This window comes from Amycolatopsis sp. NPDC003861 (genome assembly GCF_053605405.1).
On the sequence record NZ_JBSGJD010000125.1, the window covers coordinates 1 to 26,851 of the forward strand.

At 71.0% G+C, this 26,851-nt stretch carries 31 protein-coding genes and 1 pseudogene; 20 read left to right on the forward strand and 12 right to left on the reverse strand.

Features of this window, described 5'->3' with window-relative positions:
• The 3 genes and pseudogenes from ACWEVN_RS27540 to phoU all read left to right on the forward strand — a co-directional run.
• Window positions 1–401 (forward strand): annotated as a pseudogene (locus ACWEVN_RS27540) (hypothetical protein); the annotation flags it as partial.
• Window positions 371–1,792, forward strand: coding sequence for an LCP family protein (locus ACWEVN_RS27545; protein WP_452053219.1), 1,422 nt, complete (start codon window positions 371–373; stop codon window positions 1,790–1,792). The pseudogene ACWEVN_RS27540 and the gene ACWEVN_RS27545, both read left to right, overlap by 31 nt.
• Window positions 1,793–1,875: 83 nt before the next feature.
• Window positions 1,876–2,541: a phosphate signaling complex protein PhoU gene (phoU, locus tag ACWEVN_RS27550; RefSeq protein ID WP_449681865.1), complete on the forward strand. Its 666-nt coding sequence runs from the start codon at window positions 1,876–1,878 to the stop codon at window positions 2,539–2,541.
• Window positions 2,542–2,666: 125 nt separating this feature from the next.
• On the opposite strand, the gene pstB is transcribed toward phoU, so the two are convergent.
• The 6 genes from pstB to ACWEVN_RS27580 all read right to left on the reverse strand — a co-directional run bounded on the left by pstB (window position 2,667) and on the right by ACWEVN_RS27580 (window position 8,572).
• A complete protein-coding gene (pstB, locus tag ACWEVN_RS27555) occupies window positions 2,667–3,443 on the reverse strand; it encodes a phosphate ABC transporter ATP-binding protein PstB (RefSeq protein ID WP_086862623.1) in 777 nt (258 codons plus the stop codon).
• Window positions 3,444–3,453: 10 nt separating this feature from the next.
• On the reverse strand, window positions 3,454–4,374 hold the full coding sequence (pstA, locus tag ACWEVN_RS27560; protein WP_452053220.1) for a phosphate ABC transporter permease PstA: 921 nt from the start codon (window positions 4,372–4,374) through the stop codon (window positions 3,454–3,456).
• A 2-nt stretch (window positions 4,375–4,376) separates the two neighbouring features.
• Window positions 4,377–5,300 (reverse strand): phosphate ABC transporter permease subunit PstC, encoded by a 924-nt coding sequence (gene pstC, locus ACWEVN_RS27565; protein WP_449681966.1) that lies wholly within the window; start codon window positions 5,298–5,300, stop codon window positions 4,377–4,379.
• Window positions 5,301–5,495: 195 nt separating this feature from the next.
• Window positions 5,496–6,626, reverse strand: a complete 1,131-nt coding sequence (pstS, locus tag ACWEVN_RS27570; RefSeq protein WP_449681965.1) for a phosphate ABC transporter substrate-binding protein PstS — start codon at window positions 6,624–6,626, stop codon at window positions 5,496–5,498.
• A 225-nt stretch (window positions 6,627–6,851) separates the two neighbouring features.
• Window positions 6,852–7,751, reverse strand: a complete 900-nt coding sequence (mshD, locus tag ACWEVN_RS27575; RefSeq protein WP_452053221.1) for a mycothiol synthase — start codon at window positions 7,749–7,751, stop codon at window positions 6,852–6,854.
• A gap of 71 nt (window positions 7,752–7,822) precedes the next feature.
• The gene (locus ACWEVN_RS27580) at window positions 7,823–8,572 is read right to left on the reverse strand and encodes a winged helix-turn-helix transcriptional regulator (RefSeq protein ID WP_449681862.1); all 750 of its coding nucleotides are present in this window, start codon (window positions 8,570–8,572) and stop codon (window positions 7,823–7,825) included.
• Between the two features lie 150 nt (window positions 8,573–8,722).
• Here ACWEVN_RS27580 and ACWEVN_RS27585 point away from each other — a divergent pair, with 150 nt between their 5' ends.
• The 10 genes from ACWEVN_RS27585 to ACWEVN_RS27630 all read left to right on the forward strand — a co-directional run bounded on the left by ACWEVN_RS27585 (window position 8,723) and on the right by ACWEVN_RS27630 (window position 14,755).
• On the forward strand, window positions 8,723–9,622 hold the full coding sequence (locus ACWEVN_RS27585; RefSeq protein ID WP_449681861.1) for an LmeA family phospholipid-binding protein: 900 nt from the start codon (window positions 8,723–8,725) through the stop codon (window positions 9,620–9,622).
• A gap of 11 nt (window positions 9,623–9,633) precedes the next feature.
• The gene (locus ACWEVN_RS27590) at window positions 9,634–10,062 is read left to right on the forward strand and encodes a TlpA family protein disulfide reductase (RefSeq protein WP_449681860.1); all 429 of its coding nucleotides are present in this window, start codon (window positions 9,634–9,636) and stop codon (window positions 10,060–10,062) included.
• 85 nt (window positions 10,063–10,147) lie between these two features.
• Window positions 10,148–10,246: a putative leader peptide gene (locus tag ACWEVN_RS27595; RefSeq protein ID WP_310969441.1), complete on the forward strand. Its 99-nt coding sequence runs from the start codon at window positions 10,148–10,150 to the stop codon at window positions 10,244–10,246.
• Window positions 10,247–10,328: 82 nt separating this feature from the next.
• Window positions 10,329–10,763 (forward strand): DUF4395 domain-containing protein, encoded by a 435-nt coding sequence (locus tag ACWEVN_RS27600; RefSeq protein WP_452053222.1) that lies wholly within the window; start codon window positions 10,329–10,331, stop codon window positions 10,761–10,763.
• 30 nt (window positions 10,764–10,793) lie between these two features.
• Window positions 10,794–11,630 (forward strand): sulfurtransferase, encoded by an 837-nt coding sequence (locus ACWEVN_RS27605; RefSeq protein ID WP_452053223.1) that lies wholly within the window; start codon window positions 10,794–10,796, stop codon window positions 11,628–11,630.
• Entirely contained in the window at window positions 11,630–11,941 is a 312-nt protein-coding gene (locus ACWEVN_RS27610) for a DUF1416 domain-containing protein (protein WP_310969444.1), read from the forward strand. Before ACWEVN_RS27605 ends, ACWEVN_RS27610 begins: the two co-directional genes overlap by 1 nt.
• Window positions 11,942–12,173: 232 nt before the next feature.
• Window positions 12,174–12,788 carry an FABP family protein gene (locus tag ACWEVN_RS27615; RefSeq protein WP_449681857.1) on the forward strand — a complete coding sequence of 205 codons (615 nt, stop codon included), beginning with the start codon at window positions 12,174–12,176 and terminating at the stop codon, window positions 12,786–12,788.
• A gap of 4 nt (window positions 12,789–12,792) precedes the next feature.
• Window positions 12,793–13,389, forward strand: coding sequence for a 5-oxoprolinase subunit PxpB (pxpB, locus tag ACWEVN_RS27620; protein ID WP_452053224.1), 597 nt, complete (start codon window positions 12,793–12,795; stop codon window positions 13,387–13,389).
• Window positions 13,386–14,231 (forward strand): 5-oxoprolinase subunit C family protein, encoded by an 846-nt coding sequence (locus ACWEVN_RS27625; RefSeq protein ID WP_452053225.1) that lies wholly within the window; start codon window positions 13,386–13,388, stop codon window positions 14,229–14,231. The genes pxpB and ACWEVN_RS27625 overlap by 4 nt, the downstream gene beginning before the upstream one ends.
• A 98-nt stretch (window positions 14,232–14,329) precedes the next feature.
• Entirely contained in the window at window positions 14,330–14,755 is a 426-nt protein-coding gene (locus tag ACWEVN_RS27630; protein WP_449681854.1) for a hypothetical protein, read from the forward strand.
• On the opposite strand, the gene ACWEVN_RS27635 is transcribed toward ACWEVN_RS27630, so the two are convergent.
• A complete protein-coding gene (locus ACWEVN_RS27635) occupies window positions 14,734–15,582 on the reverse strand; it encodes an aminodeoxychorismate lyase (protein ID WP_452053226.1) in 849 nt (282 codons plus the stop codon). The genes ACWEVN_RS27630 and ACWEVN_RS27635 overlap by 22 nt on opposite strands.
• Window positions 15,583–15,613: 31 nt before the next feature.
• On the opposite strand from ACWEVN_RS27635, the gene ygfZ reads away from it, so the two are divergent.
• The 3 genes from ygfZ to ACWEVN_RS27650 are packed head-to-tail and all read left to right on the forward strand — an operon-like array spanning window position 15,614 to window position 18,286.
• Entirely contained in the window at window positions 15,614–16,744 is a 1,131-nt protein-coding gene (gene ygfZ / locus ACWEVN_RS27640) for a CAF17-like 4Fe-4S cluster assembly/insertion protein YgfZ (RefSeq protein ID WP_449681852.1), read from the forward strand.
• Between the two features lie 49 nt (window positions 16,745–16,793).
• Window positions 16,794–17,357, forward strand: a complete 564-nt coding sequence (locus ACWEVN_RS27645) for an RsiG family protein (RefSeq protein WP_191315250.1) — start codon at window positions 16,794–16,796, stop codon at window positions 17,355–17,357.
• On the forward strand, window positions 17,354–18,286 hold the full coding sequence (locus ACWEVN_RS27650; RefSeq protein ID WP_449681851.1) for an asparaginase: 933 nt from the start codon (window positions 17,354–17,356) through the stop codon (window positions 18,284–18,286). The genes ACWEVN_RS27645 and ACWEVN_RS27650 overlap by 4 nt, the downstream gene beginning before the upstream one ends.
• A 419-nt stretch (window positions 18,287–18,705) precedes the next feature.
• Here ACWEVN_RS27650 and ACWEVN_RS27655 read toward each other — a convergent pair whose 3' ends face one another.
• A complete protein-coding gene (locus ACWEVN_RS27655; RefSeq protein ID WP_449681850.1) occupies window positions 18,706–19,602 on the reverse strand; it encodes a hypothetical protein in 897 nt (298 codons plus the stop codon).
• A gap of 207 nt (window positions 19,603–19,809) precedes the next feature.
• Here ACWEVN_RS27655 and ACWEVN_RS27660 point away from each other — a divergent pair, with 207 nt between their 5' ends.
• On the forward strand, window positions 19,810–20,004 hold the full coding sequence (locus tag ACWEVN_RS27660) for a DUF3073 domain-containing protein (RefSeq protein WP_091319261.1): 195 nt from the start codon (window positions 19,810–19,812) through the stop codon (window positions 20,002–20,004).
• Window positions 20,005–20,130: 126 nt separating this feature from the next.
• Window positions 20,131–20,985: a 3-hydroxybutyryl-CoA dehydrogenase gene (locus ACWEVN_RS27665; protein ID WP_452053227.1), complete on the forward strand. Its 855-nt coding sequence runs from the start codon at window positions 20,131–20,133 to the stop codon at window positions 20,983–20,985.
• On the opposite strand, the gene ACWEVN_RS27670 is transcribed toward ACWEVN_RS27665, so the two are convergent.
• The 4 genes from ACWEVN_RS27670 to ACWEVN_RS27685 are packed head-to-tail and all read right to left on the reverse strand — an operon-like array spanning window position 20,976 to window position 25,125.
• Window positions 20,976–21,797 (reverse strand): ECF transporter S component, encoded by an 822-nt coding sequence (locus ACWEVN_RS27670; RefSeq protein WP_452053228.1) that lies wholly within the window; start codon window positions 21,795–21,797, stop codon window positions 20,976–20,978. The genes ACWEVN_RS27665 and ACWEVN_RS27670 overlap by 10 nt on opposite strands.
• 43 nt (window positions 21,798–21,840) lie before the next feature.
• A complete protein-coding gene (locus ACWEVN_RS27675; RefSeq protein WP_452053229.1) occupies window positions 21,841–23,451 on the reverse strand; it encodes an ABC transporter ATP-binding protein in 1,611 nt (536 codons plus the stop codon).
• The gene (locus ACWEVN_RS27680; RefSeq protein WP_452053230.1) at window positions 23,448–24,512 is read right to left on the reverse strand and encodes a CbiQ family ECF transporter T component; all 1,065 of its coding nucleotides are present in this window, start codon (window positions 24,510–24,512) and stop codon (window positions 23,448–23,450) included. Before ACWEVN_RS27680 ends, ACWEVN_RS27675 begins: the two co-directional genes overlap by 4 nt.
• Window positions 24,502–25,125, reverse strand: a complete 624-nt coding sequence (locus tag ACWEVN_RS27685) for a hypothetical protein (protein ID WP_452053231.1) — start codon at window positions 25,123–25,125, stop codon at window positions 24,502–24,504. The genes ACWEVN_RS27680 and ACWEVN_RS27685 overlap by 11 nt, the downstream gene beginning before the upstream one ends.
• A 77-nt stretch (window positions 25,126–25,202) precedes the next feature.
• Here ACWEVN_RS27685 and ACWEVN_RS27690 point away from each other — a divergent pair, with 77 nt between their 5' ends.
• Both ACWEVN_RS27690 and ACWEVN_RS27695 read left to right on the forward strand, forming a co-directional pair.
• Window positions 25,203–26,111 (forward strand): Gfo/Idh/MocA family protein, encoded by a 909-nt coding sequence (locus ACWEVN_RS27690; RefSeq protein WP_449681844.1) that lies wholly within the window; start codon window positions 25,203–25,205, stop codon window positions 26,109–26,111.
• Window positions 26,112–26,379: 268 nt separating this feature from the next.
• The coding region (locus ACWEVN_RS27695) for a VanZ family protein (RefSeq protein ID WP_452053232.1) at window positions 26,380–26,851 on the forward strand (472 nt) is incomplete at its 3' end.

Genomic DNA, 26,851 nt, shown 5'->3' on the forward strand with positions numbered 1-26,851 from the left:
GGCCGGTCCGGTCGACGCAGGTGCGCCGCGCCCTGCCGCGGATAACCCGGCGCCCCGCCGCACCGGCGAAAACCCCCGTCGCCCAGCCGACGCCGCAACCCCGCGCGCCACGCCGGACAGCCCGGCGCCCCGCCGAGCCGCCAATGGGGTCGAGGCTCCGCGGCCTGCCGCGGACGGCCCTGCGCCCCGCCGCACCGGAGAAGCCGCAGGCCGCCGCCCGGCCGACGCCGCGTCCCCGCGCGCCACGCCGGACAGCCCCGCACCACGCCGCACCGCCAACGGGGCAGCAGCTCCGCGCCCCGCCGCCGACGGCCCTGCAGCTCGCCGAGCGGTCGACGCGTCAGCAGCTCAGCATCCCTCCGACGGTGGTGTGCCGCCGCGGGCTGCTCTTGATCCGCTGACCATGACCGATGAAATGGAAGCGATCGACGAGGCGACCCAGTACCGGCGCAAGATCGATCACACCCTCGCCCGGTTCTCCGCGGCCCACGATGAGATGGAAGCCGAGGAAGCCAAGCGGCGGGAACGTCGTGAGCGGCTCTCGCCCGCCTCCATCCTCGAGAGCACCCGCACCGCCCTTCAGCGCGTAGTCACCACTACCCCCTCCGAAGCCGCCGAAGCCGAAGCAGCGGCCGAACTGAGCCGGCAGCAGGAAAAGAAGCGGCGGTCGGCTCTTGCCGGGCGGATCGCCGCCGCCGTCGTTGCGGGGCTGGTCTTCCTCGGGATCGGGGGTGCCTGGGGCGCTCAGACCTACTTCGACGCGAAGTTCACCCAGGTCTCCGCGCTCGACGAGAACTCCTCCGACATCCAGGACGCCGAGGCGCAGGCCAACGACGAGAACTTCCTGATGGTCGGCTCCGACACCCGCGACGGCGCCTCCGCCGAGGAAGGCGTCGGCACCGCCGACAGCACGCCCGGCGCGCGGAGCGACACCGTGATGGTCGCGCACATCCCGGCCGACCGGAAGCGGGTCGTCGTCACGTCGTTCCCGCGCGACCTGGAGGTCAACCGGCCGGACTGCCAGAAGTGGGACCCGGCGCAGAACAAGACCACCGACGAGGTCTACAAGGGCGCGAAATTCGCCAAGCTCAACACCGCCTACGCCGTCGGCGGGCCGGCCTGCGTCACCAAGGTGATCCAGCAGATCACCGGGCTGCGGATCAACCACTTCGTCGGCATCGACTTCAACGGCTTCAAGGAAATGGTCGACGCGGTGCACGGCGTCACCATCCACAACGAGATCCCGATCGACGACACCATCCTCGGCAAGGTGCTGCTGCAGACCGGCGACGTCACGATCTCCGGTGACCAGGCGCTGAACTTCGTCCGCGCGCGGCACGTCAAGGGCGACCCGACGTCCGACTACGGCCGGATCAAGCGGCAGCAGGAGTTCATCGGCGCGCTGCTGAAGAAGGTCATGTCTTCGGACGTCGTGCTCGATCCCGGGAAGCTCAGCGACTTCATCAACGCCTTCGCGAAGGCGACCTTTGGCGACAACCTCGGCGTCAAGCAGATGATGACGCTGGCGCAGTCGATGAAGGGCCTGGACCCGTCGAAGATCGCCTTCCTCACCGTCCCGACGGTCGGCATGGCCAACAACCGCGGCAACGAGGTCCTCGTCGTCAGCAAGACCAAGGCGCTCTTCGACGCGCTGCGCAACAACACCCCGCTGCCCGACCCGAACGCGCCCGTCCCGGCGAGCGAGCAGGCGCCGCCGACCAGCACCTCGAAGTCGAAGAGCAGCGGCAGCTCCAAGTCGACCACCACCCGCAAGAGCAGCGGAAACGGCTGATCCGCGAGGATCGTTAGGCCGGGTTCACGTGCGGTTCACCCGGCGATGCGGTATTTGGCCACCCTTGGCCGTAGAGTTGGCCCATGCGTGAGGCTTACCATGTCGAACTCGAACAGCTCGCCGACCACCTGGCCGCGATGTCCGTCCAGGTCGCCGACGCCATGGAGCGCGCCACGCGCGCCCTCCTGGAGGCCGACCTCAGTCTCGCCGAGCAGGTGATCAGCGACGACTCGAAGGTCGACGACGCCCGCGCCCAGTGCGAGGAGCAGGCGTACGCCCTGCTGGCCCTCCAGGCGCCCGTGGCGACCGATCTGCGCACGGTGCTCGCGGCGATCCACGCCGCGGAGAGCCTGGAGCGCATGGGCGACCTGGCCCTGCACGTGGCCAAGGCCGCGCGGCGCCGCCACCCGGAGCCGGTGCTGCCGGACTCCGTCCGCCCGTACTTCTCCGAGATGGGCGAGGTCGCGGTCAAGCTGGCCCGCCAGGTCGAGCAGGTCATCCACTCCAAGGACGTCGAAGCGGCGAAGACGATCGAGTCCGAGGACGACCAGGTGGACGACATCCACCGCCACCTGTTCACCGTCCTGATGGACCGCGAGTGGCCGTACGGCGTCGCCTCCGCCGTCGACGTGACGCTGCTGGGCCGGTTCTACGAGCGCTACGCCGACCACGCCGTGTCGGTCGCGAAGCGGATGATCTTCGTGGTCACCGGCAAGATGCCGGGCTACGGCACCGACGACGACATCTGAGCCACGCAAGCGAAAACGCCCCCGGTCGCGGCCGGGGGCGTTTTCATTGCTCCACTTAGGACAAAAGAAAGGCTTTTCCCGCCGCCCCGAGCGCGGCGGGAAAAGCCTTCCCGGTCAACGGCAACTCAGCCGAACCGGCCGGAAATGTAGTCTTCCGTGGCCTTTTCGTCCGGGTTGGAGAAGATCTTCTCCGTGTCGTTCAGCTCCACCAGCCGGCCCGGCTGGCCGACGCCGGCGAGGTTGAAGAACGCCGTCTGGTCGGAAACCCGGGCCGCCTGCTGCATGTTGTGCGTCACGATGACGATCGTGTAGTCCTTCTTCAGCTCGCCGATCAGGTCCTCGATCGCGAGCGTGGAAATCGGGTCCAGGGCCGAGCACGGCTCGTCCATCAGCAGCACGTCCGGCTGGACCGCGATCGCGCGGGCGATGCACAGCCGCTGCTGCTGACCGCCCGAAAGGCCGCCGCCCGGCTTGTTCAGGCGGTCCTTGACCTCGTTCCACAGGTTCGCTCCGCGCAGCGCGCGCTCGGCGATGTCGTCGAGGGTCTTCTTGCCCTTGGTGCCACCCAGCTTCAGCCCGGCGACGACGTTGTCCTTGATGGACATCGTCGGGAACGGGTTGGGGCGCTGGAACACCATGCCGATCGTGCGGCGCACCTGGACCGGGTCGACCGCCGACGCGTAGATGTCCTCGCCGTCGAGCAGCACCTGGCCGTCCACGCGGGCGCCGGGGATCACTTCGTGCATGCGGTTGAGCGTGCGCAGCACCGTCGACTTGCCACAGCCCGACGGGCCGATGAACGCGGTGACGTTGCGCGGCGGCACCGACAGGGTGACGCCGTCCACGGCGTGGAACTTGCCGTAGTAGATGTCCACGTCCTTGACGTCGATTCGCTTGGCCATCAGGAATAGCTCACTTCTTCTTCGGGGCGACGAGGCGCGCGAACACGGTGGCGAGGAGGTTGATGATCGCGATGATGAGCACGAGGGTCAGGGCCGCGCCCCAGATCCGGTCGAAGCCGACCGAGCCCGGGTCCATCGGGTTGCTGACGCGCTCGTTGTTCATCAGCAGCGGCAGCGCGGCCTGCTCGCCGCTGAAGATGTCCCAGTTCGTGTAGGCCGAGTAGCCGACCAGGACCAGCAGCGGCGCCGTCTCACCCATGACGCGGGCCAGCGCCATCATGATGCCGCCGATGATGCCGGACAGCGCCGTCGGCAGCACGATCTTCATGATCGTCTTCCACTTCGGCACGCCGAGCGCGTACGACGCCTCACGCAGGTCGTCGGGGACGATCCGCAGCATCTCCTCCGACGACCGGACGACGACCGGGATCATCAGCAGCACCAGGGCCAGCGAGACGGCGAAACCGCTGCGCGGCAGGCCGAAGGTGGTGATCCACAGCGCGTAGATGAACAGCGCCGCCACGATGGACGGGACACCGGAGAGGATGTCGACCATGAAGGTGGTCGCCTTCGCGAGCTTGCCGTTGCGGCCGTACTCGACGAGGTAGATCGCCACCAGCATGCCGATCGGCACGGCGATGATCGCGCACACCAGGCCCTGCAGCAGGGTGCCGATGATGGCGTGCAGCACGCCGCCGCCGACCTCGTCGGACAGGACGTCGCCGAAGTCTTCGGTCCACCAGTTGCTGTAGGGGATCCGCTTGATGCCGTCGACGATCACCGTGTAGAGCACCCACACCAGCGGGACGACGGCGATCAGGAACGACAGCCAGACGAGCGTGGTCGCCAGCCCGTTCTTGACCTTGCGGGCCAGGCTGACCTGCTGGAAAGCGGGGGTCGTCGCGGGGGCTTCGAGCGTGGTGGTGGACATGCTCAGTCCCCCTTCTTGTCACCGATGATGGACCGCGCGGCGAAGTTCACGACAAAGGTGAGCACGAACAGCACCAGGCCGGCCGCGATGTACGCCCCGGCCGAGACCTCGTTGTTGAACTCGCTGTAGTTCGCCGCGATCTTCGACGCGAACGTGGCGCCGCCGTCGAAGAGGCTCCAGTCGAAGTTCTTGCCCTGCGGGATGAGCAGGATGACGGCCAGCGCGATCGTCTCGCCCAGCGCGCGGCCGAGACCGAGCATGGACGCGCCGACGTAGCCCGCCTTGCCGAACGGCAGCACCGTCGTGCGGATGACCTCCCAGCGCGTCGCGCCGAGCGCCAGCGCGCCCTCGATGTGCGGCGTCGGCGTGCGCTCGAACACCTCGCGCGAGAGCGACGTGATGATCGGCAGGATCATCACGGCCAGCACGATGCCGGCGGTGAAGATCGTGCCGCGCACGCTCGGCGAGACGTTGCCGGGCGCCAGCAGCGGGAACCACGAGAACGTGTCGTTGACCCACTGCGAGAACGGCTCGATCGCCGGGGCGAACACGAGGATGCCCCACAGGCCGAAGATGATCGACGGCACCGCGGCGAGCAGGTCGATGATGTAGGCGAACGGCCGGGCGAGCCGCGGCGGCGCGTACTGCGTCAGGAACAGCGCGATGCCCAGCGAGACCGGCATCGCGATGATCAGTGCCACCAGCGACGTCGCGACGGTCACCTCGAGCAGGTCGAGGATGCCGAACGACATGTTCGCCGGGTCGTTGGTCGACCAGCCGTGGTTGGTCAGGAAGTTGGCCTTGTTGGCCTGCAGCGCCGGGATGGCCTGGATGAGCAGGAAGAGCCCGATCAGGCCGATCAGGGCGACGACGAAGATCCCGGCCCCGGTGGTCAGGTTCTGGAAGATGCGGTCACCGGGCCGCACCTTCTTCGGTTTCTCGGCCGCGGGCGGCTGCTTGTCCGCCGGCGGGGCTGCTTGCTCCGAAATCGGGACCTCCGGGGGCGTCGTGACGGACGACGAACGCCCACCGGGGTCGCCGGTGGGCGTTCGCGTCGAGGATGACTCGCTCATCAGCTACTTCTGACCAGCCTCTATCACTCGGATGTCAGTCGCAACAGGTCAGGAGATGGCCTTGACCGCGGCCAGGACCTTGGTCTGCAGCGACTGCGGGATCGGCACGTAGCCCTTCGACGACAGCGGCTGCTGGCCGTCGGTGGCCGCCACCGTCAGGAACGCCTTGACTGCCTTCGCGACGTTCGGGTCCGCGTACTTCGAGCAGACGATCTCGTAGGTCGTCAGCAGCAGCGGGTACGCACCCGGGGTGTTGCTGGCGTAGATGCCGTTGAGGTCGAGCGCGAGGTCGTTGGAGCCGTCCTTGAGGAACTTCGCCGCGTCGAGGGACTTGGCCACGTTCGCCGCGTTGAGCTCGACGCCGCCGGAGCCGCTGTCGATCAGGGCCGGGGTCAGGCCGTCCTTGGCGAACGCGCCCTCGACGTAGGTGATGCCGCCGTCGGAGGCCTTCACCGCGGTCGCGACACCGTTGGAGCCCTGGGCACCGTTGCCGACGCCACCGTTGAACTTCTTGCCGGCACCCTTGGTCCAGTCGGCCTTCGCCGCCGCGCCCAGGTACTTCTGGAAGTTGTCGGTGGTGCCCGACTCGTCGGCGCGCGAGACGACCTGGATGGCCTTGTCCGGCAGGTTCAGGCTCTCGTTGCCCTTGACGGCCTTGATGGCCGGGTCGTTCCACTTGGTGATGGTGCCGCTGAAGATCTTGGCGGTCACCGACGGGGTCAGCACCAGCTTGTCCACACCGGACAGCTTGTAGGCGACCGCGATCGGGCCGACGACCAGCGGGATGTTCCAGGCGTCGCTGGCGCAGCGCTTCTTGGCCGCCTCGGCGTCGGCGTCCTTGATCGGCGAGTCCGAGCCGCCGAAGTCGATCTGGTTGGCGTTGAACTGCTTGACGCCCGCGCCCGAGCCGCTCGGGTTGTAGTTCACCTGCTGGCCGGAGCACTTCTTGCCGTACTGCTGCGTGAAGATGTCGATGGCGTTCTTCTGGGCCGACGAACCTTCCGCGGAGAGCGGGCTCTTGCCACCGCACTCCACGTCGGCGGTGCCGGTGGCAGCGGGCGCCGAAGCCGTGTTCGAGGCGCTGCTGTTGGTCGCCGCGGGGTCGGAACCACAGGCGGCGAGCACGAGGGCGGCGCTCGCGACGATGCCCACCGCGCTCAGGGGCCGCATGATCTTCACTGCTGTTTCCTCCATCAGGAGCTTGACCGGGTCGTCGCGGCGTGCTGCCGCGCCGGATCCGGACATTAGGCAGCCACGGTGGACGGGCGCCCCTCTCCAGATGAACGGAAAGTGAACAAGGTGCCGGGTGTGAGCAGTGCTACTAGCCCGAAAGAGAGCCGTGTCCCGCCCGTGACCTGGGCGTTCGCACACTGTGACGGATTGTTGGCACGCCGTTTGTAACGGTCACCGTCCGTATTGGACGTCTGTCTCGTACCGCGCGAACCCCAGCTTGGTATAGACCGCCAACGCCGGCGCGTTGTCGCCTTCGACGTACAGGATGATCTGCCGCAGCCCCCGGTTCGCGAGGTACCGGAGCCCGGCCAGGGTGAGCGCCCGCCCGAGCCCGCCGCCCTGCGCGGCCGGGTCGACGCCCACGACGTACACCTCGCCGACGCGCTCGCCGCCGAACCGGCCGGGCGTCGGCTCGTGCACCTTCGTCCAGTGGAAGCCGATGACCTCGCCGTTTTCTTCGGCGAGGAAGAAGCCGTCGGCGTCGAACCAGGGCCGGGCTTCGTCGGCGCGGACGTCGTCGGCGGTCAGCGCGCCCTGCTCGGGGTGCCAGTCGAAGGCCCGCGCGTTCACCCGGACCACGGCGTCCTCGTCCTGGCCCGGTACGAAGGTCCGCAGCGAGACGCCGTCGCGCAGGATCGGCTCCGGCCAGTCCGCGCCTTCGACGTCGACGTGCAGGATCAGCAGCTCGCGCTTGCGCTCCAGGCCGGTCTTCACCGCCAGCTTCTGCGCGGCCGGATGATCGCCGTGGGCCCAGACGCGGAAGCCGACCGCGGCCCGCTCGTCGAGCGCCTGAAGCAGCTTCGCGCCGTATCCGCGGTCACGGTGGGCGGGGTGCACGAACAGCTCGGCGACCTGGTGGCCGAAGGAGTCACCGGTGGTGTCGAGGTGCGCGTAGCCGACGACTTCGCCCTCGACGCAGGCGACGAGGTGCTCACCGCCGTCGAACTCGCCGGGCAGCGGGCCCTCCGGCGCGACCTCGGGCCGCCCGTCGGCCTCCCGCACGGCCAACAGCAGCCCGCGCACGTCCTCGAGCTGCTTTTCGTCCAGTTCCTGCCGCCACTCTCCGGTCACCCCTGCGACCGTACCCGCGGCCGAGGCAACGCGACGGTTGTCACCGCGTCCAGGTGAACGTGGGGACGTCGTCAGTGCGCGAGTTCGGGGGTCTCGGCGGGCGCTTCGGCCTGGGCCGGGACGCCCGGCCGCGGACCGCCGCTCTTGGCCGGCCGCTCGAACTTGTAGCCGACGTTGCGCACGGTGCCGATCATCTGCTCGTGCTCCGGGCCGAGCTTGGCGCGCAGCCGCCGGACGTGGACGTCCACCGTGCGCGTGCCGCCGAAGAAGTCGTAGCCCCAGACCTCCTGCAGCAGCTGGGCGCGGGTGAACACCCGGCCGGCGTGCTGCGCGAGGTACTTGAGCAGCTCGAACTCCTTGTAGGTGAGCTCGAGGGTGCGCTTGCGCAGGCGCGCGGTGTAGGTCGCCTCGTCGATGACCAGCTCGCCGACCCGCAGCTCGGCGTCGACCTGGGCGGAGCCGCCGTCGCGGGTCGTCACCAGGCGCAGCCGGGCGTCGACCTCGGCCGGGCCCGCGGTAGGCAGCAGGATGTCGTCGGTGCGCCACTCGGCGCTGACGGCGACGAGCCCGCCCTCGCCGACGACGGCGATGATCGGGGTGGCCGCCTCGTCCTCGCCCGTGCCCTTGAGCAGGCGGCAGAGGCTCTTCGCCGAGGCCAGGTCGCTGCGGGCGTCGAGGAGGATCACGTCACGGTGGCCCGCGTCGAGCAGGGCCGTCACCTCGGGAGCGCGGACGCGTACGGTGTGCGGCAGCAGGTCCAGCGCGGGAAGCACCGAGGTGGCGTCGGCCTCCGCAGTCAGTACCAGAAGGTCCAGGCTCATCAGCCGCACCGCCTTCGCGTCGTCGCCGCACAGCGGCGTTGGTCGGTGCTAAGTGAGAATAGCGGCTGAACGGCCGGGCACCTAACCCTTGCTGGATCGATCACACCTGGAGGAATCCCGGTGTCCCCGACGAACAGGAGTACGGACGCGATGGTGAGCAGGCCCGTGACCCGGGACGACCGACCCGCACCGAGGCCCGACGCACGACGCCGCGGCCGCCGGGCCCGGCGCTGGGTGATCGCACTGATCGTCCTGGTCCTGCTGCTGGTCGGCGCCGATTTCGGGGCCGCGGCATTCGCCGAGCACATGATTTCGCAGAAGGCCCGCACGCAGCTGCAGCTGAGCGACGACCCGTCGGTGACGATCCACGGCTTCCCGTTCCTCACGCAGGCGCTGAGCGGTGACTACAGTCACATCAGCGTGTCCGCCGCCGGCCTCCCGGTCGCGGACAAGCTGCAGGACGTGGCGGTGAACGCCGAGCTCGAGGACGTCAAGGCGCCGCTGTCCGACCTCACGAACGGCAACACGAAGGCGATCACCATCGGCCAGCTGACCGGCGCGGTCACCATCAAGGCCGCCGACCTGGCCCGGCTGTCCCCGCTGGACAAGATCAAGGACCTCCGGATCGAGCCGTCGACCACCGAGTACGTCCAGAACGGCGACAGCGGGCAGAGCGAGCCGGCGCCGACCACGACGAAGACCACCGAGGGCCAGCCCGACCAGGACGAGTCGAGCACCGGTGTCCGCATTTCGGGACACCTTCAGTTCGCGGGCAAGGATCTGGAAATCTTCTGTTTCGCGATGATCGAGGCGGACGCGGCCAAGGGCACGATCAACTTCCTCCCGAAGCGCCTGCAGTTCGGGAACGACCAGGAGACCACGGTCGTCCCGCAGGCGGTGCAGAAGGCGCTGATGCCGAACTTCAACGCGTCGATCAGCACGAAGGATCTGCCGCTGTCGGTCACCCCGACCGGCGTGCGGGTGCAGAGCGGCTCGGTGACGATCAAGGGCAAGGCGGCGAACGTGTCGTTCGCGGACCTGAGCAAGTAGGGAGCGGTGCGGTGACGGGGCTGTGGGTGCTCGTGGCGACGCTGGTGGCCGCCGCGGCCGTCGGCGGGCTGCTCAAGGCCCGCAACGGCCGGGTGCGGGCCGCCAAGCCGGCCGCTCGCGAGCTGCCCGCCCCCGTCACCGACGTGCTCGACCCGGCGTCCGCCGTGACGCTGGTCCAGATCTCCACCACCTTCTGCGCGCCCTGCAGGCACGCGAAGGCCGTGCTCGCGCCGCTGGCCGAGCGGACCGACGGCCTGCACCACGTCGAACTCGACGTCACGAACCAGCCCGAGGTCGCGCAGTCGCTGTCCGTGCTGCGGACGCCGACCACGATCGCGCTGACCCCGGACGGCCGGGAGCTCCTGCGCGTCGGCGGCGTCCCCAAGGGCCCCGAACTGCTGGACGCGCTGAGGCCGCATCTCACAACGCGGACGTCCTGACCGGGATTCTTCCCGGATCCTGGGAATCGTCCCAAGGTATGAACGTGGTTCCCACCTTGAGAGAGCGCTGGGTACCCTCGCACCCGTGACCGGGCTGACCAGCTTCTTCCTGACGCAGCGGCGCGCAGTCGACCTCTGCCGCGTCCGCAGCAGCCTGTGTCGCGTTCAGTCCGACCGGCACTGAACTCCCCGATCCGGTCCCCGCCAGCCCTGATGCCGCTGACGCGTGCCGTTCGCACGCACCCCTTGCTCCAGCTGGAGGCACCATGTCCGCCGGACCGGCCGTCGACCCGCGCGGCCCGCGGTTCGCCGCCATCCTGACCACGATCGTGCTCGCGGTCGTGCTGGTCACCGAGTGGTGGCCGCTGCTGGCCGTCCAGACCGTCGTGTTCGCCATCGGCGCGTTCGTCGGGCTGAAGCAGGCGCCGTACTCGATCGTCTACCGCGCGCTGGTGGCCCCGCGCCTCGGCCCGACGTCCGATCGCGAGGACGCGGCGCCGCTGCGGTTCGCCCAGGCCGTCGGATTCGTGTTCGCCCTGGTCGGCACGGTCGGCTTCGCCGCCGGGATCACCCCGCTCGGCATCGTCGCGACGGCGTTCGCGCTGTTCGCGGCCTTCCTCAACGCGGCCTTCGACTTCTGCCTCGGCTGCGAAATGTACTTGCTGATCAAACGCTTCAGCCCCGCCCGCGCGTCGTCCTGAAGTCCAACCCAGAAAGAGAGTTCTGTTCTCATGAGCCGTGAAGACGTCCTGGTCACCACCCAGTGGGCCGAGGAGAACCTGGACACCCCCGGCGTCGTGTTCGCCGAGGTCGACGAGGACACCACCGCCTACGACGCCGGCCACATCCGGGGCGCGGTGAAGTTCGACTGGCGGAACGACCTGCAGGACGGGGTGCGCCGCGACTTCGTCTCCAAGGAGGGCTTCGAGAAGCTCCTCTCGGAGAAGGGCATCGCCAACGACGACCTCGTGATCCTCTACGGCGGCAACAACAACTGGTTCGCCGCGTACGCGTACTGGTACTTCAAGCTGTACGGCCACGAGAACGTCAAGCTGCTCGACGGCGGCCGCAAGAAGTGGGAGCTCGACGGCCGTGAGCTGAACTCCGACGAGGTCAAGCGCGACACCACCGACTACCAGGCGCAGGACCAGGACCTCTCGCTGCGCGCGTTCCGCGACGAGGTCGTCCAGTCGATCGGGTCGAAGAACTTCGTCGACGTGCGCTCGCCCGACGAGTTCTCCGGCAAGCTGCTCGCCCCGGCGCACCTGCCGCAGGAGCAGTCCCAGGTTCCCGGCCACATCCCCGGCGCGCTGAACGTGCCGTGGGCGAAGGTCGCCAACGAGGACGGCACCTTCAAGACCGAGGAAGAGATCAAGGAGCTGTACAAGGACGAGGGCATCGACGAGGGCAAGGGCACCATCGCCTACTGCCGCATCGGCGAGCGCTCGTCGATCGCGTGGTTCGCGCTCCACGAGCTGCTGGGCTACGAGGACGTGAAGAACTACGACGGTTCATGGACGGAATACGGCTCGCTCGTCGGCGTGCCGGTCGAGTTGGGAGCCAAGTGATGGCGGTTGACGACAGCTGCGGCGCACCGGTCCAGGAGGCCACGCCGGCGGACTTCGACACGCGCGGGCAGGTCGTGCTCGCCGGCAAGGTGACCGGCGCGAACGGGCCGGTCGGCGGCGCGTTCGTCCGGCTCCTCGACGGCGGCGGCGACTTCACCGGCGAGGTCGTCTCGTCGGCCGACGGCGACTTCCGCTTCTACGCGGCGCCGGGCGAGTGGACGGTCCGCGCGCTGCACCGCTCCGGCAACGGCGAAGCCTCGGTCACCGCCGAGGGCCCCGGCCTGCACCAGCTGGCCATCTCGGTCGCCTGAGTTCCGCTTCACCCGCGAAGGCCTCCCTGCTCCGGCAGGGAGGCCTTCGCGCGTTCCGGCCGGGTGACCGTGCTCACCGCGCCGACCCTGCGCAGGGCCGTTCCGCACCCGGCGGACTATTCTGCGGGGCGTGGAAGCCTTCTTTACGACTCTGCTGGTCCTCGCCGGCATCGCGATCACCTGGTTCGCCGTGTACGTCGTCTACCGGCTGTACGCGGACCAGCGCTGACCCATGACCGCCAGCGGCGACGAAGCCATCGTGGCAGCGGAGAAGCGCGCGGAAAGCACCCGCACGCGCAACCTCCCGCTGTGGGACGACCTGCCCATCCCCAACGACACCGCGAACCTGCGCGAGGGGCCGAACCTCAACGACGCCTGCCTCGCGCTGCTGCCGCTCGTCGGTGTCTGGCGCGGTGAGGGCGAGGTCGACTACCCGACCATCGACGGCCCGCGCAAGTTCGCGCAGCAGCTGACGATCTCGCACGACGGCCGCCCGTTCCTGATCCACGAGTCCCGGGCCTGGCTGCTCGACGACGAGGGCAACGTCGTCCGGCCCGCCGCCCGCGAGTCCGGGTTCTGGCGGCCGCAGGAAGACGACACGATCGAGCTGCTGCTCACCCACAACACCGGCATCGTCGAGCTGTACTACGGCAAGCCGCGCAACCAGACGTCGTGGGAGCTCGGCACCGACGCGGTGATCCGCACGGCCACGGCCAAGGACGTCACCGCGGCCCAGCGCCTGTACGGGCTCATCGAAGGCTCCCTCGGCTACGTCGAGGAGCGGGCCATGGTCGGCCAGGAGATGCAGCCGCACACTTCGGCGCTGCTGCACCGCGTCGTCGGCTGACGCCGTGCGCTGGCGGCGGTGCGGCGAGGACGCCGCCCTGCTCGACTGCGACTCGCCGGACCAGCTGCGGGCCGCCCACGCGACTGTGCTCGCCGCCCGGCCGCCCGGGGTCGTCGACCTCGTGCCGGGCGCGCGCAGCCTGCTCGTCGTCGGCGGCGTCGCGGCCGTGCGGGCCCTGCTCGAAGCCGCCGATCTCACGCACCGGCCCGCGGGCGAGCCGCGCGAAGTGACCCTCGACGTCCGCTACGACGGCGAGGACCTGGCCCTGATCGCCGCCGACGCCGGGATTTCGCCCGAAGCCGTCGTCTCGATGCACACCGAAGCCGGTTACACGGTCGCGTTCACCGGGTTCGCACCTGGCTTCGGCTACCTGACCGGGCTTCCGGCTCCGCTCCAGCAGCCACGCCTGGAGACGCCGCGCACCCGCGTCCCGGCCGGGTCGGTCGGGATCGCCGGCGAGTTCACCGGCGTCTACCCGCGCGAGTCGCCGGGCGGCTGGCGGCTGCTCGGGCACACATCGGCCACGCTGTTCGACCCCCACGCGGACCCGCCCGCGCTGTTCGCGCCGGGGGACCGCGTGCGCTTCCGGAGCGTCCGGTGAGGAGCCTGGAGGTGCTCGACCCCGGGCGGTACGCGCTGGTCGAGGACCTCGGCCGGCCCGGGTACGCCCACCTCGGGGTCGCACCATCGGGAGCGCTCGACCAGGTGTCGCTGCGGCTGGCGAACCGGCTCGTCGGCAACGCCGAGGACGCGGCCGGCATCGAGGCGCTGTTCGGCGGCCTCTCCGTGCGGTTCCCGGCCGCGGTGACGGCGGCGGTCACCGGCCCGGCGGTCGACGTCCGGGTCGACGGCCGCCCGGCCGGCTCCCACGCGCCACTGGCTGTTCGCGCCGGTCAGACGTTGACGCTGGGGACGCCTTCCGCCGGTCTCCGCTGCTACCTGGCCGTCTCGGGAGGCATCGCGGTCGAGCCGGTGCTGGGCAGCCGATCCCGGGACGTCCTGTCCGGCATCGGCCCGGCGCCGCTGAGGCGCGGTGACGTGCTCCCGCTCGGCACCCCGGGGATCCCCGCGGGCGCGGACGTCGTCGTGCCCGTGCGGGCGCCCGGTGAGCTCGTGGTGCCCGTGACGCTCGGCCCCCGCGACGACTGGTTCGACGACCCGGCGGGCGGGCTCTCGGCGGGCTGGACGGTGACGGCCGAGTCGAACCGCGTCGGCCTGCGCCTGGACGGGACGCCGCTGCGGCGCGCCGTCGACGGCGAGCTGCCCAGCGAGGGCGTCGTCACCGGCGCGATCCAGGTACCGCCGAGCGGGCTGCCGGTGGTGTTCCTCGCCGACCACCCGACGACCGGCGGCTATCCGGTCGCCGCCGTCGTGAAAACGACCGCGCTGAGCGCCCTCGCGCAGGCTCGGCCGGGTACCCGAATCCGGTTCCGGCCTTCCTGAGCAAGGCGTACCGCCGCGCGGGTGAGACCCGGGTCACCCGGTGCACCCGTCCGGGTAGGGGCCGGAACCATGTCGCGCCGTCGCCCGTCCTCATAAGCGTGGAACAGGTGACGATCAGCGGTGGCGCGGGTTTCCTCGACGTGAACGCACGGGCGCGGGCGGAGCTGCCGCAATCGCTGCGGATCGCGCTGGCCACCGGGCAACTGCGCCGTCCGCTGGCCACCACGCTCGGGCCGGTGCTCGACCTGCTCGTCGACGGCGACTACCGGGTGAGCGGCCCGGAGCGGCTCCCGGAAGACCAGCTGCTCACGCCGACCGACGCCTGGCCGCCGTCGGACGAGGCCCGCGTCGGCTACTACCGGACGGCCATCCGCACCGGGCACCGGCCGGTCGCGGTGGTGCTGGCCGACGGCGAACGCGAGCTGATCATCGACGGCCACCACAAGATCGCCGCCTACCGCGCCGAAGAGGTCGCCCCCGCCGTCGTCCGGATCACCCAGGGTCAGGCGTATTCGCCGTCGTAGGCCGCGACGAGCTCGGCGTACACGGCTCGGGAATCGGGCAGGCGCTCGCCGTCGAGGGTGTGCACCCGGGTCAGCTTGCGGACGCTGGAGGCCATGAAGACACCGTCGCCCTCGACGAGGTCGCGCACGGTCAGCGGCTCCACCTTGACCGCCCAGCCCGCCTTCTCGGCGCCGCGGAACAGCGCGGCCTGGGTGGTACCCGGCAGGATCCCGATGCTCGACGGCGGCGTGTAGAGCGTCCGCCCCTTCGCGAGCACGACGGTCGAGGTCGGGCCTTCGAAGATCGATCCGTCGGCCGCGGTGAAAATCACATCTTCGGCTCCACGGCGGCCCGCCTCCCGCACGGCGGCCATGTTCATCGCGTAGGACAGCGGCTTCGCGCCGAGCAGCAGCCAGGGCGCGCGCTCGGCGAGATCCGGCGGGAAACCGCGTTCGAGGGTGATCGCGGCGACGCCTTCGGCGCGGGCCTTGAGGATCGCCGGGGCGACCTCCGAACCGAGCGCGAAACCGGTCGGCGCCGCGGCCGGATCGCCGTCGGATCCCCTCGTGTACACCAGTTTCAGCACCATTTCGGGGCCGCCGGCCCACCTTTCGAGCACCCGCGAAACGACCCGTTCCCAGGCCGCGAGGTCGGGCTCGGGGAGGTCGAGCATGGCCGCCGAACGGGCCAGCCGGTCGAGGTGCGGCCGGAGCTCGCGGGGCTTGCCGTCGACGACGAGGATCGTCTCGAAGACGCCGTCGCCGCGCAGCAGCCCGAGGTCGTCGACCTTGATCTGGGCCACATCGGGGTCGGCCGGGGTTCCGTCGAGGAAGACGAGCACGCGCATGCCGACACCGTACTCACCTAGGCTGGGCGGTATGCCGTACCGCTCGCCGCTGCTGGACGTGCCCGGATCGATCCCCGCCCCCGACGACCACCCCGAAGCCGGCGTCCCCTGGCACTGGGGAGACCCCTTCGCGGAGCAGCGCACGGCCTCGCGCAGCGTGGTCGTGATCGACCGGTCGCACCGCGAGTTCCTCGCCGTGACCGGCGAAGAACGGCTGTCCTGGCTGCATCTGGTGATCTCCCAGCACGTGACCGGCCTGGCCGAGGGCTCCGGCACCGAGGCGCTGGTCCTCGACAGCCAGGGCCGGGTCGAGACGCACATGGTGCTGGCGCACCTCGACGGCACGGTCTACCTCGACACCGACGCCGGCACGCACGTGACGAGCGCACTGCCCAAGGGCGGTCCCCAGACGCTGCACGAGTACCTCGAGGCGATGAAGTTCTGGTCCAAGGTGGACATCCGGGACGCGACGGGCGAACTGGCGCTGCTCACCGTGCTCGGCCCGGACGCCGAGCGCGTGCTGAGCGCGGTCGGCGCCGAGGTCGGCCCGGAGCCGTACGCCGTGGCGGCGCTGCCGGGCGGCGGCTTCGCGCGCCGGATGCCGTGGCCCGGCCGGTGGAGCGTCGACCTGGCGGTGCCGCGCGCGGCGCTGGCGGACTGGTGGCAGCGGCTGACGGACGCGGGCGCGCGGGCGGCGGGCAGCTGGGTGTTCGACGCGCTGCGCGTCGAGTCGGTCCGGCCACGGCTGGGCGTCGACACCGACGACCGCACGATCCCGCACGAGGTGGGCTGGGTCGGCTCGGCCGCGCACGTGGCGAAGGGCTGCTACCGCGGCCAGGAAACGGTGTCGAAGGTCCACAACGTGGGACGCCCGCCGCGGAACTTGCTGCTGTTGCACCTCGACGGCTCCCCCGAGGTCACCCCGGAGACCGGCGACCCGCTGCTGCTCGACGGCCGGACGGTCGGCCGGATCGGCACGGTGATCCAGCACCACGAGCTCGGCCCGATCGCGTTGGCGCTGGTCAAGCGGTCGACACCGGTGGGCGCGGAGCTGCTGGCGGGGTCGGAGGACAACCTCGTCCAGGCGGCGATCGACCCCGACTCGGTGCCCGCGGAACAGCCCGCGCCGGGCCGTGCGGCAGCAGCGCAACTCCGTGGCTGAACGAAAGCCCCTGACAGCGAGATCACGCTCAACCGGGATAAACTGCGCTGTGATCGAAGTGCGGCCCGGTGGCAGGCGGCGGATCGACCGCGTGCTCGGCCCGGGGTACCTCAGCGGCCTGGGTGAACTGCCGCTGAACGTGCTGCGCGAGCGGCGTGACGAAGCCGCGCAGGAAGAGACCGACCTGTCCTACCTGCGCCGTCTCCTGCACGCCCGGATCGACATCGTGCGCGCGGAGCAGGCCCGGCGCAGCTCGGGCGGCGAAGCGAGCATCGTCGACCAGCTGGCGACGATCCTGGCGGACAACGCACTGGGCCCGGCGGCGGGCTCGGGCCGGCACCAGCAGCTGGAGCCGTCCCGCGCCGGCGAGCACCGCCGGCACGCGGAGGCCCTGATCGGCGACACGGACCTGACCGACGTCGGGTCCCTGTCGGACGAGAAGCTCGCTTCCGCTTTGGACACGTACGCGCGCGAAGAGCTGTCGGTGTCTTCGTTCCGCCGCGAGGTCCAAGGCGTGATGGACACGCTGAACGCGGAGATCGCGAAGCGCTACCAGCAAGGCTCGGCCACAGTGGACGAGCTGCTGGAGAACGAAGGCGGCCGCGGCGAGTGAGCAACCCGGTGCTCGCCGAAGTCGTGCGGTCCGGTTTCGTCGAAAGCGTCCACCGGGGCGCGTTGGTGATCACCGGCCCGGAGGGCGCGGTCCGGCTGGCGCTGGGTGACGTGGTTTCGCCGGTGTACCCGAGGTCGTCGAACAAGCCGCTGCAGGCGGTCGGCATGCTGCGCGCGGGGCTGGATTTCACGGGCGAGGACCTGGCGCTGGCGTGCGCCTCGCATTCGGGCGAGCCGGGGCACGTGAAGCGGGTCCTGGAGCTGCTTTCGGCGGCGGGCCTGAGCGAGACCGACTTGGCGTGCCCGCCGGACTTCCCGCTGCACCTGCCGAGCATGCGCGACGCAGCCGAGCCCCGGCGCGTGATGATGAACTGTTCGGGCAAGCACACGGCCATGCTGACGACGTGCGTCCGGGCGGGCTGGCCGGTGCCGGGGTATGCCGAGCCGGACCACCCGCTGCAACAGCACCTCGCTGAGGTCGTGTCGTCGCTTGTGGGTGAGCCGATCGCCCACACGGGTGTCGACGGCTGTGGAGCACCGTTGTTCGCGTTCTCCCTGACGGGGTTGGCGCGCGCGTTCGGCCGGATCGCGGCGGCGTCGGAGGGCCCTTCGGCGGAGGTGGCGTCGGCGATGCGGGCAAATCCGTGGCTGGTGGCGGGAACGGGCCGCGAGGACACGGCGCTGATGTCCGGCGTGGAGGGTCTGGTGGCCAAGGCGGGCGCAGAGGGCGTCCAGGCATTCGCACTGCCGGACGGCTTCGCGGCGGCAATCAAGATGGACGACGGCGCGAAGCGGGCCTGCGCACCACTGGCGGTGACGGCGCTGCGGTACCTGGGGGTGGATGTGTCGGGTCTGGAAGAGCTGGCACACCCGCCGGTCTTGGGTGGCGGACAGCCGGTGGGCGAGATCCGGGTGCCGGAGTTGCGCTGACGCTGGCTCGTTGCCTCCGCCGTGCCGCGTTGGCCGCTTCTCGCGCTGCCACCCGCCTGCTGCCGCGCCGCCGAACCTCGCTGGCCGCCTCCGCCGCGTCACCTTGGCCGCGCCGTCGAACCCGCCAGCCGGGCCCGCCGCGCCGCCTGACTGCATCGCCGAACCCGCCGACCCACCCTGGCTGCACCGCCGAACCCGCCGGCCACTTCCGCCGCGCCGCCGAACCCCGCTGGCCGCCTCCGCCGCGCCGCCGGAGCCCTCGGCCGCCCCTCTGTCGCAGTTGCGGGCCGACCGAGCGTTGCGGCCGCTGGTCAGCGAGGCGCGCGGCGGTCCGTGGCTGAGCAGCCCCCGTTTTCCACGCTACCGGTGGGCACCGACAGTTTCGGGGCGGAGCGCCGCCCTCGCCGGACGGTTGTCCACTAGTTGGCGCGCTCGCGGGCGGCCACGTCGCCCCAGAACTCGCGCAGGTCCGAGAACAGCTCGGCTAGCTCCTCGACGTTGCCCGAGCGTAGGGCGTCCAAGATGTCGTGGACCTCGTCGGCTGTGTTGTCGGCCTCCAGGACGGGGTCGGTGAACAGCTGGACCAGGCCGCCGTAGTCGAGCTCGATCACCGAGTCTTCGTGGAAGTTGTCCAGCCAGCGGCGCGTCTCGAACAGCACTCGGCCCGGCCCCGAGTCGCCGAAGGTCTGCTCCAGCAGGTCGCCTGCCTCGCGGGCGCGGTGCTGGGCGTCGGCGAGGGTGGCGCGCCAAGACAGTTCTCGCTGGGGGTCGGCGCGGCCGTTGCCGAGGACCAGGCGGCGCTCCTCCGGCTCGATCAGCACGAACCACGGCAGCGGCACCGTCCAGGTCGTCGACAACGTGTGCGCCGCCGACGTGGTCAGGTCCGCCATCGCCGACTTCGTCCGGGCGCGGATCGTCTCCTGGGTGAAGCCGCCTTCGTCGAGGACGACGTTCTTCAGCGCCGGGTGGGCGTCGCCGAGGAAGGTGACCAGGGCCGCCGCCGAGCGGGCTCGCAACTCCAGCGGGCAGACCAAGGGCCCGTTCTCGGCTTTGCCTCCGGGCACTTCAGCGGGGTCGAGGACCAGGACGTCGGTCAGCAGGCTCGGCGCCGGACGGCCGTCCGCGAGCTCGGCCGGCAGCAGTCGCCGGGGGGCGGCCACCTGTGACTTGAGCCACATGGCCTGCTCGCGCGCTCCCGCGTCCGTCCGCCGCAGCTTGGCCGCCGCGACGGCCGCACGCAGCCGTTCGTCCGGCGGATCGCCCAGGGCGAGCAGGGGTTCGTACACCCGCAGGTAAGCCACGAAGGGACGGAGCACGGGTAGATCGTGGCACGTCTACCTGCACCGATCGTCACCGACCGGCCGGTAACCGGTGTCCGGCGAACACTGTCGCGACCGGCACACCGTGCCACGTCGCATCGAACCCCCCGGACACGGTACGGTGTGAGCAGGAAAGAATTGTCGAGACGATGCGGGGCCGCCGATTCCCCCGGCCGCCCCGCCCCTGTGCGAGGGGGTCGAGCCATGGGGCGCGGCCGGGCTAAGGCCAAGCAGACGAAGGTGGCGCGTGAGCTCAAGTACAGCTCGCACGAGACCGACTTCGATGCTTTGCAGCGCGAGCTGTCGAGTAACTCCTCCAGTGACAACCACCACGAGGACTCTGCCGACAGCCGGTATGAAGACCCGTACGACGACGGGTACGACGAGTACCGTCGTTGAGCACGCGTAACCGCGCGAGGGCGTAGCCGGGCACCACCCGGCGACCGCCCTCGCGCGCTGCGTGCTGCCCACAATGCTGTCCAAACAGGGCGTGCGGGTCGGCGAAGCGGACGAAGGAGTGAGCCGGTGGTAAGTCGGGTTGGAGTCGTCGGGGCGGGCCTCATGGGGTCCGGCATCGCCGAGGTGCACGCGCGGTCCGGGTTGGACGTCGTGATCACCGAGGTGAACCAGCCGGCGCTCGACGCGGGCAAGGCGCGCATCGAGAAGTCGCTGCAACGCGGCGTCAAGAGCGGCAAGCTCTCGGCCGAGGACGCCGACGCGGCCCTCGGCAGGCTCCGGTTCACGACGGACATCGCCGAGTTCGCCGACCGCGAACTGGTCATCGAGGCGATCCTCGAGCAGGAGCAGGCGAAGGTCGACGTCTTCCGCCAGCTGGACAAGATCGTCGAGGCCGAGGACGCGCTGTTCGCGTCCAACACGTCGTCGATCCCGATCATGAAGCTGGGCATGGCGACGGGCCGGCCGCAGCAGGTGGTCGGCATCCACTTCTTCAACCCGGTGCCGGTGCTGCCGCTGGTGGAGCTGGTGCCCTCGCTGCTGACCAGCGAAGAGACGGCCCGCCGCGCGGAGGAGCACGCGACGACGGCGCTGGGCAAGACCGTCATCCGCTCGCAGGACCGCGCCGGGTTCATCGTGAACTCGCTGCTGGTGCCGTACCTGCTCTCGGCGATCCGGATGATCGAGTCGGGCTTCGCCTCGGCCGAGGACATCGACCGCGGCATGGAGCTGGGCACGGCGCACCCGATGGGCCCGCTGCGCCTGTCCGACCTCATCGGGCTGGACACGATCAAGGCCATCGCGGACTCGATGTACGCGGAGTTCAAGGAGCCGCTGTACTCGTCGCCGCCGCTGCTGCTGCGCATGGTGGACGCGGGCCTGCTCGGCAAGAAGACCGGCCGGGGCTTCTACTCCTACAGCTGACCGCGGTCGAAGGTCACGGGCGCCTCGAAGGCGGCCCGCCTGGCGGCGCGCCTCAGCACCGCCAGGACGGCCGGCCCGAGCAGGACGATGGCGACCGCGTTGGTGATCGCGCGGCCGGTGTCCCAGCCGAGGGTCGACGTCAGGACGGTGTAGGTCGCGAACCGGCGAAGGTTGTCGAGGAGCGGCGCACCGGGCACGAAGCCGAGCTGCGTGCTGTCCCCGGCGAGGAACGGCCACGACCACAGGCTCATCAGCATGCCGAAGAAGTAGGCCGCGAAGACGCCGTAGCCGACCAGCATGGCGACCTCGGCCTTGCCCCGCGGTTTCCGCGGCAGCAGGCCGGCCCCGAGCCCGATCAGTGACGACGCGAGCATCTGGAACGGCAGCCACGGCCCGACCCCGGCGGTGAGCAGCGCGCTCGTGAACAGTGACGTCGACCCGAGCACGAACCCGAACCCGGGCCCGAAGACGCGGCCGGCGAGCACGAGCAGGAAGAAGACCAGCTCGATGCCGCCGGTCCCCACGCTGAGCGGCCGAAGCCCGGCGTTGACGGCCGAGAGCACGCCGAGGAGGGCGAGCGCTTTGGCGTCGATGCCGCCCCGGGACAGCTCGGCGAGCACGACCAGGATGAGCACCGGCAGGGTCGCCATGAAGACGAACGGGGCATCGGCGGTGTGCGCGGCCGCAGTCGGCTGGGGGTGGGCGAGCAGGGGCCAGCAGAACATGGCCATGCCGAGGAGGCTCGCGACGGTGAGGACCAACGCGGGCCGTGGGGTCAGGCGGACTGTGCGGGGTCTGAGGAAGTCGGTCATGGCGGGGTCACCTCGGCCGGGACGCGGTCGCACGGGCACTTGCTCATGCCAGTGCCTCGGCTACCTCGTCGACCGTCAGCCAGCGCTCGGGGGCCAGGATCTTGGCCACCTGCGGGGCGAAGGCTGGTGAGGCGACCACGACCTCCTTCGTGGGGCCGTCCGCTACCACCTCGCCGTCGGCCATGACCGCCACCCGGGTGGCCGCCGTTGCCACGAACTCGACGTCGTGGGTGGCCAGCACTACCGCGTGGCCCTGCGAGGCCAGCTCTCGCAGGGCCGCCGCGAAGCGCTTTTTTGCGTGGTAGTCGAGGCCGCGGGTCGGCTCGTCGAGCAGGACCACCGGTGGGGCCGACGCCAGCTGGATCGCCAGCACCAACGCCAGTCGCTGCCCTTCCGAGAGGTCGCCGGGGTGCGCTTCACCGGCGACTCCGGGAGCCAGCCTGTCCAGCAGGCCCCGGGCCGTTCCCGCCGGCACCTCCGACTCGGTGTCCGCCTGTGCGCACTCGGCGTCCACCGAATCGAGGTACAGCAGGTCGGCCGGGGTCTGCGGGACCAGGCCGACGCGCTGACGGGCCACTCGTGGCTTGAGCGACGCCGGGTCCGTGCCACCGACGTCGACCTTCCCCGCCGACCTCGGGCCACTGCCCTGCACCGCCCAGAGAAGCGACGACTTGCCGGAGCCGTTGCGTCCCATCAGCGCGACCACCTCTCCCGGTCCGACACGCAGGCTCACCCCACGTACCGCCAGGACATCTCCGTATCGGACCACCACCCCTCTCACATCCAGTGCCGAACCGGTCACCGAGAGGCTACGACCCACCACCGACAATTTCGGAAGATGCCCTGAGAGACGGGCACGCAGCGGCGCCGCGAGCCGCCGCGCGTCCCGGACCGACAGCGGCAGCGGCGACCAGCCCGCCAGCCGCCCCAGCTCGGCGATCGGGGGCGCGATCGGCGACGTCGCCAGGATCTCGGCCGGCGGTCCCGAGCGGACCGAGCCGTCGCCCCGCAGGTACAGCAGCCGGTCCGCGTACTGGGCCACCCGCTCCATCCGGTGCTCCGCCACGATCACCGTCGTCCCCAGGTCGTGCACCAGGCGCGTGATCGCCGCGAGGACGTCCTCCGCCGCCGTCGGGTCCAGGGCCGACGTCGGCTCGTCCAGCACGACCACCGACGGGTGGGCCGTCAAGACCGAGCCGATCGCCACGCGCTGCTGCTGGCCGCCCGACAGTGTCCGAAGTGGACGGTTGCGCAGGTCCGCGATCCCGAGCAGGTCCAGGGTTTCCTCGACGCGCTTGCGCATGACGTCCGGCGGCACCGCCAGCTGCTCCATCGCGTACGCGAGTTCCTCCTCGACGGTGTCCGTCACGAACCCGGAGAGGGGGTCCTGCCCGACGACGCCGACGACCGAGGCCAGCTCCCGGGGCGGCTGACGAGCGGTGTCGAAACCGCCTACGACGACCCGGCCGGACAGGTGGCCGCCGGTGAAGTGCGGGACGAGCCCGTTGATCGCGCCGAGGAACGTCGACTTCCCCGCCCCCGTCGGGCCCGCGACCAGGCACAACTCGCCCTCTTCGATCTGCAGCGACACGTCGGACAGCACCGGCCGGGCGGCGTCCGGGTAGGTCACCGTGACCCGTGAGAACTCGATCATCGGACGACCTCCCGAACCGGGGGTGCGACGACCGCCGGCAGCACCGCGACCAGCACGGACACCGCGTGCACCCAGGACACCTCCGGCCAGCGCAGCGGGCTGAGCGAAGGGAACAACCGGCCCGGGTCGATCCGGGCCGTCGCGAACAGCAGCACGCACGCCCCGACGCCGGACGCGACGACCAGCGTCTCCGGCCAGCGCCACGGGTCCGGCCGGTACGCCGTCCGCCGCACGCGGCGCCCGCCGAGGACGAAGCCCACGACCGCCACCACCAGCCCGGCCGCCAGCAACGGCACGCCGAGCCAGGACGGCGACGTCCCGTCCAGCACGCCGTAGACGCCGACGCACACACCGAGCAGCCCGGCCAGGACGCAGACAGCGATCAGCACCCGCAGGCGGGGACTCAGGTACGCCCGGCGGCCGTAGCCCCGTGAGTCCATTGCGGCCGCCAGCCGCAGGGACCGGTCCATCGCGTCCTCCAGCACCGGCACCACGATGCCCTTGACCGCCCGCAGCCCGCGACTCCGCCCCGCCCGCAGCCGGCGGGCCCGCCGCACGCGCTGCACGCTCTCGACGAGCTGCGGGGCGACCGTCAACGCCACCGTCACCGCCGTCCCGACCTCGTACAGCGCGCCCGGAACCGCCTTGAGCAGGCGTTTCGGGTTGGCCAGGGCGTTCGCCGCGCCGATGCAGACGACCATCGTCGCCAGCCGCAGGCCGTCGTAGAAGCCGCCGAGCAGCTCCTCCGCCGACGTCGGCCCGAACAGGGACAGCCCGGCGGCGAGCGGGATCCGCGGCAGCGTGAACAGCACGTGCCCGCCGTCGTCGCCGCCGATCAGGATCCGGAACAGCACGCGGGTGGCGACGATCAGCGCGCCGACGTAGACGTACAGCCGGAACGCCAGCGCCCAGGGCGCGTCCGACCGCCGGTTCGCGACGACGAACCCGGCGACCGCGATGATCAGGCCGAGCAGCAGCGGGTTCGTCGTCCGGCTGGCGGCGACGGCCAGCGCGAGCGCCCACGCCCACCAGGCGCCGGGGTGCAGCGCCCTACTGCGCACGCCGGCGCCGGGCGACGACGATCCCGGCGCCGCCGACCAGCACGATCACGACGGCTCCGAGCACCAGGCCCCACGGGAACGAACCACCGTCGGAGGCAGCGGGAGCGGGCGCCGGAGTGGCCACCTGGCGGACCGGCGCCGCGCGCGGCGGCGACGGCAGGTCGTTCGCCGACTTCGGCCGCGCGAACGCCCAGCCCTCGAACCCGCCAGGCGCGGGCTTCGCCGTCTGGGCGCCTTCCTGGCTCGACGTCCAGCTGCCCCCGGCCGAGGCGTGCCAGTAGCTCCAGTACGCCGTCGCCGAGGGCATCCCGGCGCAGGACTCGACGTCGGGGCCGGGCTTGCCGTTGATCCGGCAGGCCACCGCGAGGCCGTACTTCTGCGAACCGGCCACCTCGATCCCGGCTTCCTGCAGGGCGGCGATGCCGTTCGCGGGTGTCCCGGCGGCGCAGCGGATCAGCGGCTGCGGCCCGAGGTCGCCGAAGTCGACGACCACCGTCACGCCGCCGCCGTCCGGGCAGGCCCCGTCGGTGCCCGCCGCCGAAGCGGGTGCGGCACCCACGAAGGCGGCCCCGAACAGGAGAGCGCAGACAACGGCGAAGCGGGAGGCGATCATGCAGGCACTTTAACCAGGCCGGGGCCCGCCGCAGGTGCGGTTCCGAAGCGATGCGGGACACACCTAGACTGCGGGCCGTGGGACAGCTCATCGCGGACGGACAGCTGCGCGTCGGCCTGATCGGCGCCGGCCCGTGGGCGACGACGATCCACGCACCCGGATTGGCCGATCACCCCGGCACGGCGCTGACCGCGGTCTGGGCCCGGCGGCCGGAGGCGGCGCAAACGCTTGCGGAGACGCACTGCGCGGCCACCGCCGGGAGCGTCGAGGAGCTGTTCGAGCAGGTGGACGCGGTCGCGTTCGCCGTTCCGCCGTCGATCCAGGCCGAACTGGGCGTCCGCGCGGCCGAGGCCGGGAAGCACCTGATCCTCGAGAAGCCGATCGCCGCGGACCTCGACGGCGCGCGCCGGCTGGCCGATGCCGTCGCGGACGCGGGGGTGGCCGCGCTCGTCATGCTGACCTTGCGCTACTCCGCGCAGACGCAGGAGTGGCTCGCCGGCCTCGCCCAGGCGGGCGGCTGGGCGGGCGGCGGCGCGCGCTGGCTCTCCGGCAGCCTGCTCGGCGGCCAGTACGCCACCTCCGAATGGCGGCAGGACGACGGCGGCGCGCTGTTCGACATCGGCCCGCACGCCCTCGACATGCTGGACGCCGCGCTCGGCCCGATCACCGAGGTGGTCGCGGCCCGGCAGAGCCCCGGCGACCTGTGGCACCTCATGCTGGCGCACGAAGGCGGCGTGATCAGCACGGCCACCCTCTCGCTGCGGCTGCCGGTCCAGCCGACCGTCGTCGAGGTCGCGGTCTGGGGCCAGCACGGATACCGGACGCTGGGCCGCAAACCGGGCTCGGCGCAGGAGTCCTACACCGCTTTGCTCGACGATTTCGCCGCCATGATCGCGAGCGGCACGACAACGCACCCCTGCGACGTCCGCCGCGGGCTGCACCTGCAGGCGCTGCTCGAGCAGGCGCGCACTCTCGCCGCGCAGTAGTACACAGGGCGGTTTCACGCCGTTTCCTTGCGCCGCAACACTTTCACACTTGTCCCCCGAATTCATCCACAGGGTTGTCCACAGCCTCCACTGTGGACAGTGTGTCCCCTGACCGAACCACGGTTGAACAACCGGCGCCACCGGAAAGATCACCGAATAGTGCGGTCCGCTCGGAATGCCGAGTCGATCTCGTGATGCGAAGGTGATCTTGCAAGGGGTCGTTCGTATTGCGCACCGAAGGTCTTGAGGGGTTCGAGAAGGGAGGCGCATGGGAGCTCTGCTGCGCGCCTTCTGGGGGATGATTCCGATTTCGGCCATCGCGCTGCCGTACGCGCTGCTCGGCTGGCCACTGCTCGCGGCGAGGCGCCGCCGGAGGATGGCCGCCCGCCGCGCGAGCGCGACGGCCGCCGTCGACTGCGCTGCCTCCCTCGTCGCCTTCCTGGTGTTTTGCCTGGTCACGATGCCTGTCGGCGGTTCCGGCGAGAGCACGCTGGACCTCGTTCCGGGCGCCGACGTCGCTGCCGCGCTCAGCAGCGACGGATCACTCTGGCAGGTGATCGGCAACGTCCTGCTGCTCGGTCCGCTCGGCGCGCTGCTCCCGCTGCGGATCCGCCGGCTGCGGGCCCTGCTCCGGATCGCGCTGGCCGCGTTGATCGCGTCCGTGCTGGTGGAAGGTACGCAATATCTGATCCACACCGGGCGGGTGACCTCGGCCGACGACGTCCTCCTCAACACGGCGG

Coding starts and splice junctions, on each gene's coding strand:
- ACWEVN_RS27615 (WP_449681857.1), top strand. CDS start 12,174: ATGACCGCCAGCGGCGACGAAGCCATCGTGGCAGCGGAGAAGCGCGCG.
- pstB (WP_086862623.1), bottom strand. CDS start 3,443: ATGGCCAAGCGAATCGACGTCAAGGACGTGGACATCTACTACGGCAAG.
- ACWEVN_RS27635 (WP_452053226.1), bottom strand. CDS start 15,582: ATGCGCGTGCTCGTCTTCCTCGACGGAACCCCGGCCGACCCCGATGTG.
- ACWEVN_RS27580 (WP_449681862.1), bottom strand. CDS start 8,572: ATGAGCCTGGACCTTCTGGTACTGACTGCGGAGGCCGACGCCACCTCG.
- ACWEVN_RS27675 (WP_452053229.1), bottom strand. CDS start 23,451: ATGATCGAGTTCTCACGGGTCACGGTGACCTACCCGGACGCCGCCCGG.
- ACWEVN_RS27685 (WP_452053231.1), bottom strand. CDS start 25,125: ATGATCGCCTCCCGCTTCGCCGTTGTCTGCGCTCTCCTGTTCGGGGCC.
- ACWEVN_RS27670 (WP_452053228.1), bottom strand. CDS start 21,797: ATGACCGACTTCCTCAGACCCCGCACAGTCCGCCTGACCCCACGGCCC.
- ACWEVN_RS27600 (WP_452053222.1), top strand. CDS start 10,329: ATGTCCGCCGGACCGGCCGTCGACCCGCGCGGCCCGCGGTTCGCCGCC.
- ACWEVN_RS27660 (WP_091319261.1), top strand. CDS start 19,810: ATGGGGCGCGGCCGGGCTAAGGCCAAGCAGACGAAGGTGGCGCGTGAG.
- ACWEVN_RS27585 (WP_449681861.1), top strand. CDS start 8,723: ATGGTGAGCAGGCCCGTGACCCGGGACGACCGACCCGCACCGAGGCCC.
- phoU (WP_449681865.1), top strand. CDS start 1,876: ATGCGTGAGGCTTACCATGTCGAACTCGAACAGCTCGCCGACCACCTG.
- pstA (WP_452053220.1), bottom strand. CDS start 4,374: ATGTCCACCACCACGCTCGAAGCCCCCGCGACGACCCCCGCTTTCCAG.
- ACWEVN_RS27605 (WP_452053223.1), top strand. CDS start 10,794: ATGAGCCGTGAAGACGTCCTGGTCACCACCCAGTGGGCCGAGGAGAAC.
- ygfZ (WP_449681852.1), top strand. CDS start 15,614: ATGCCGTACCGCTCGCCGCTGCTGGACGTGCCCGGATCGATCCCCGCC.
- ACWEVN_RS27610 (WP_310969444.1), top strand. CDS start 11,630: ATGGCGGTTGACGACAGCTGCGGCGCACCGGTCCAGGAGGCCACGCCG.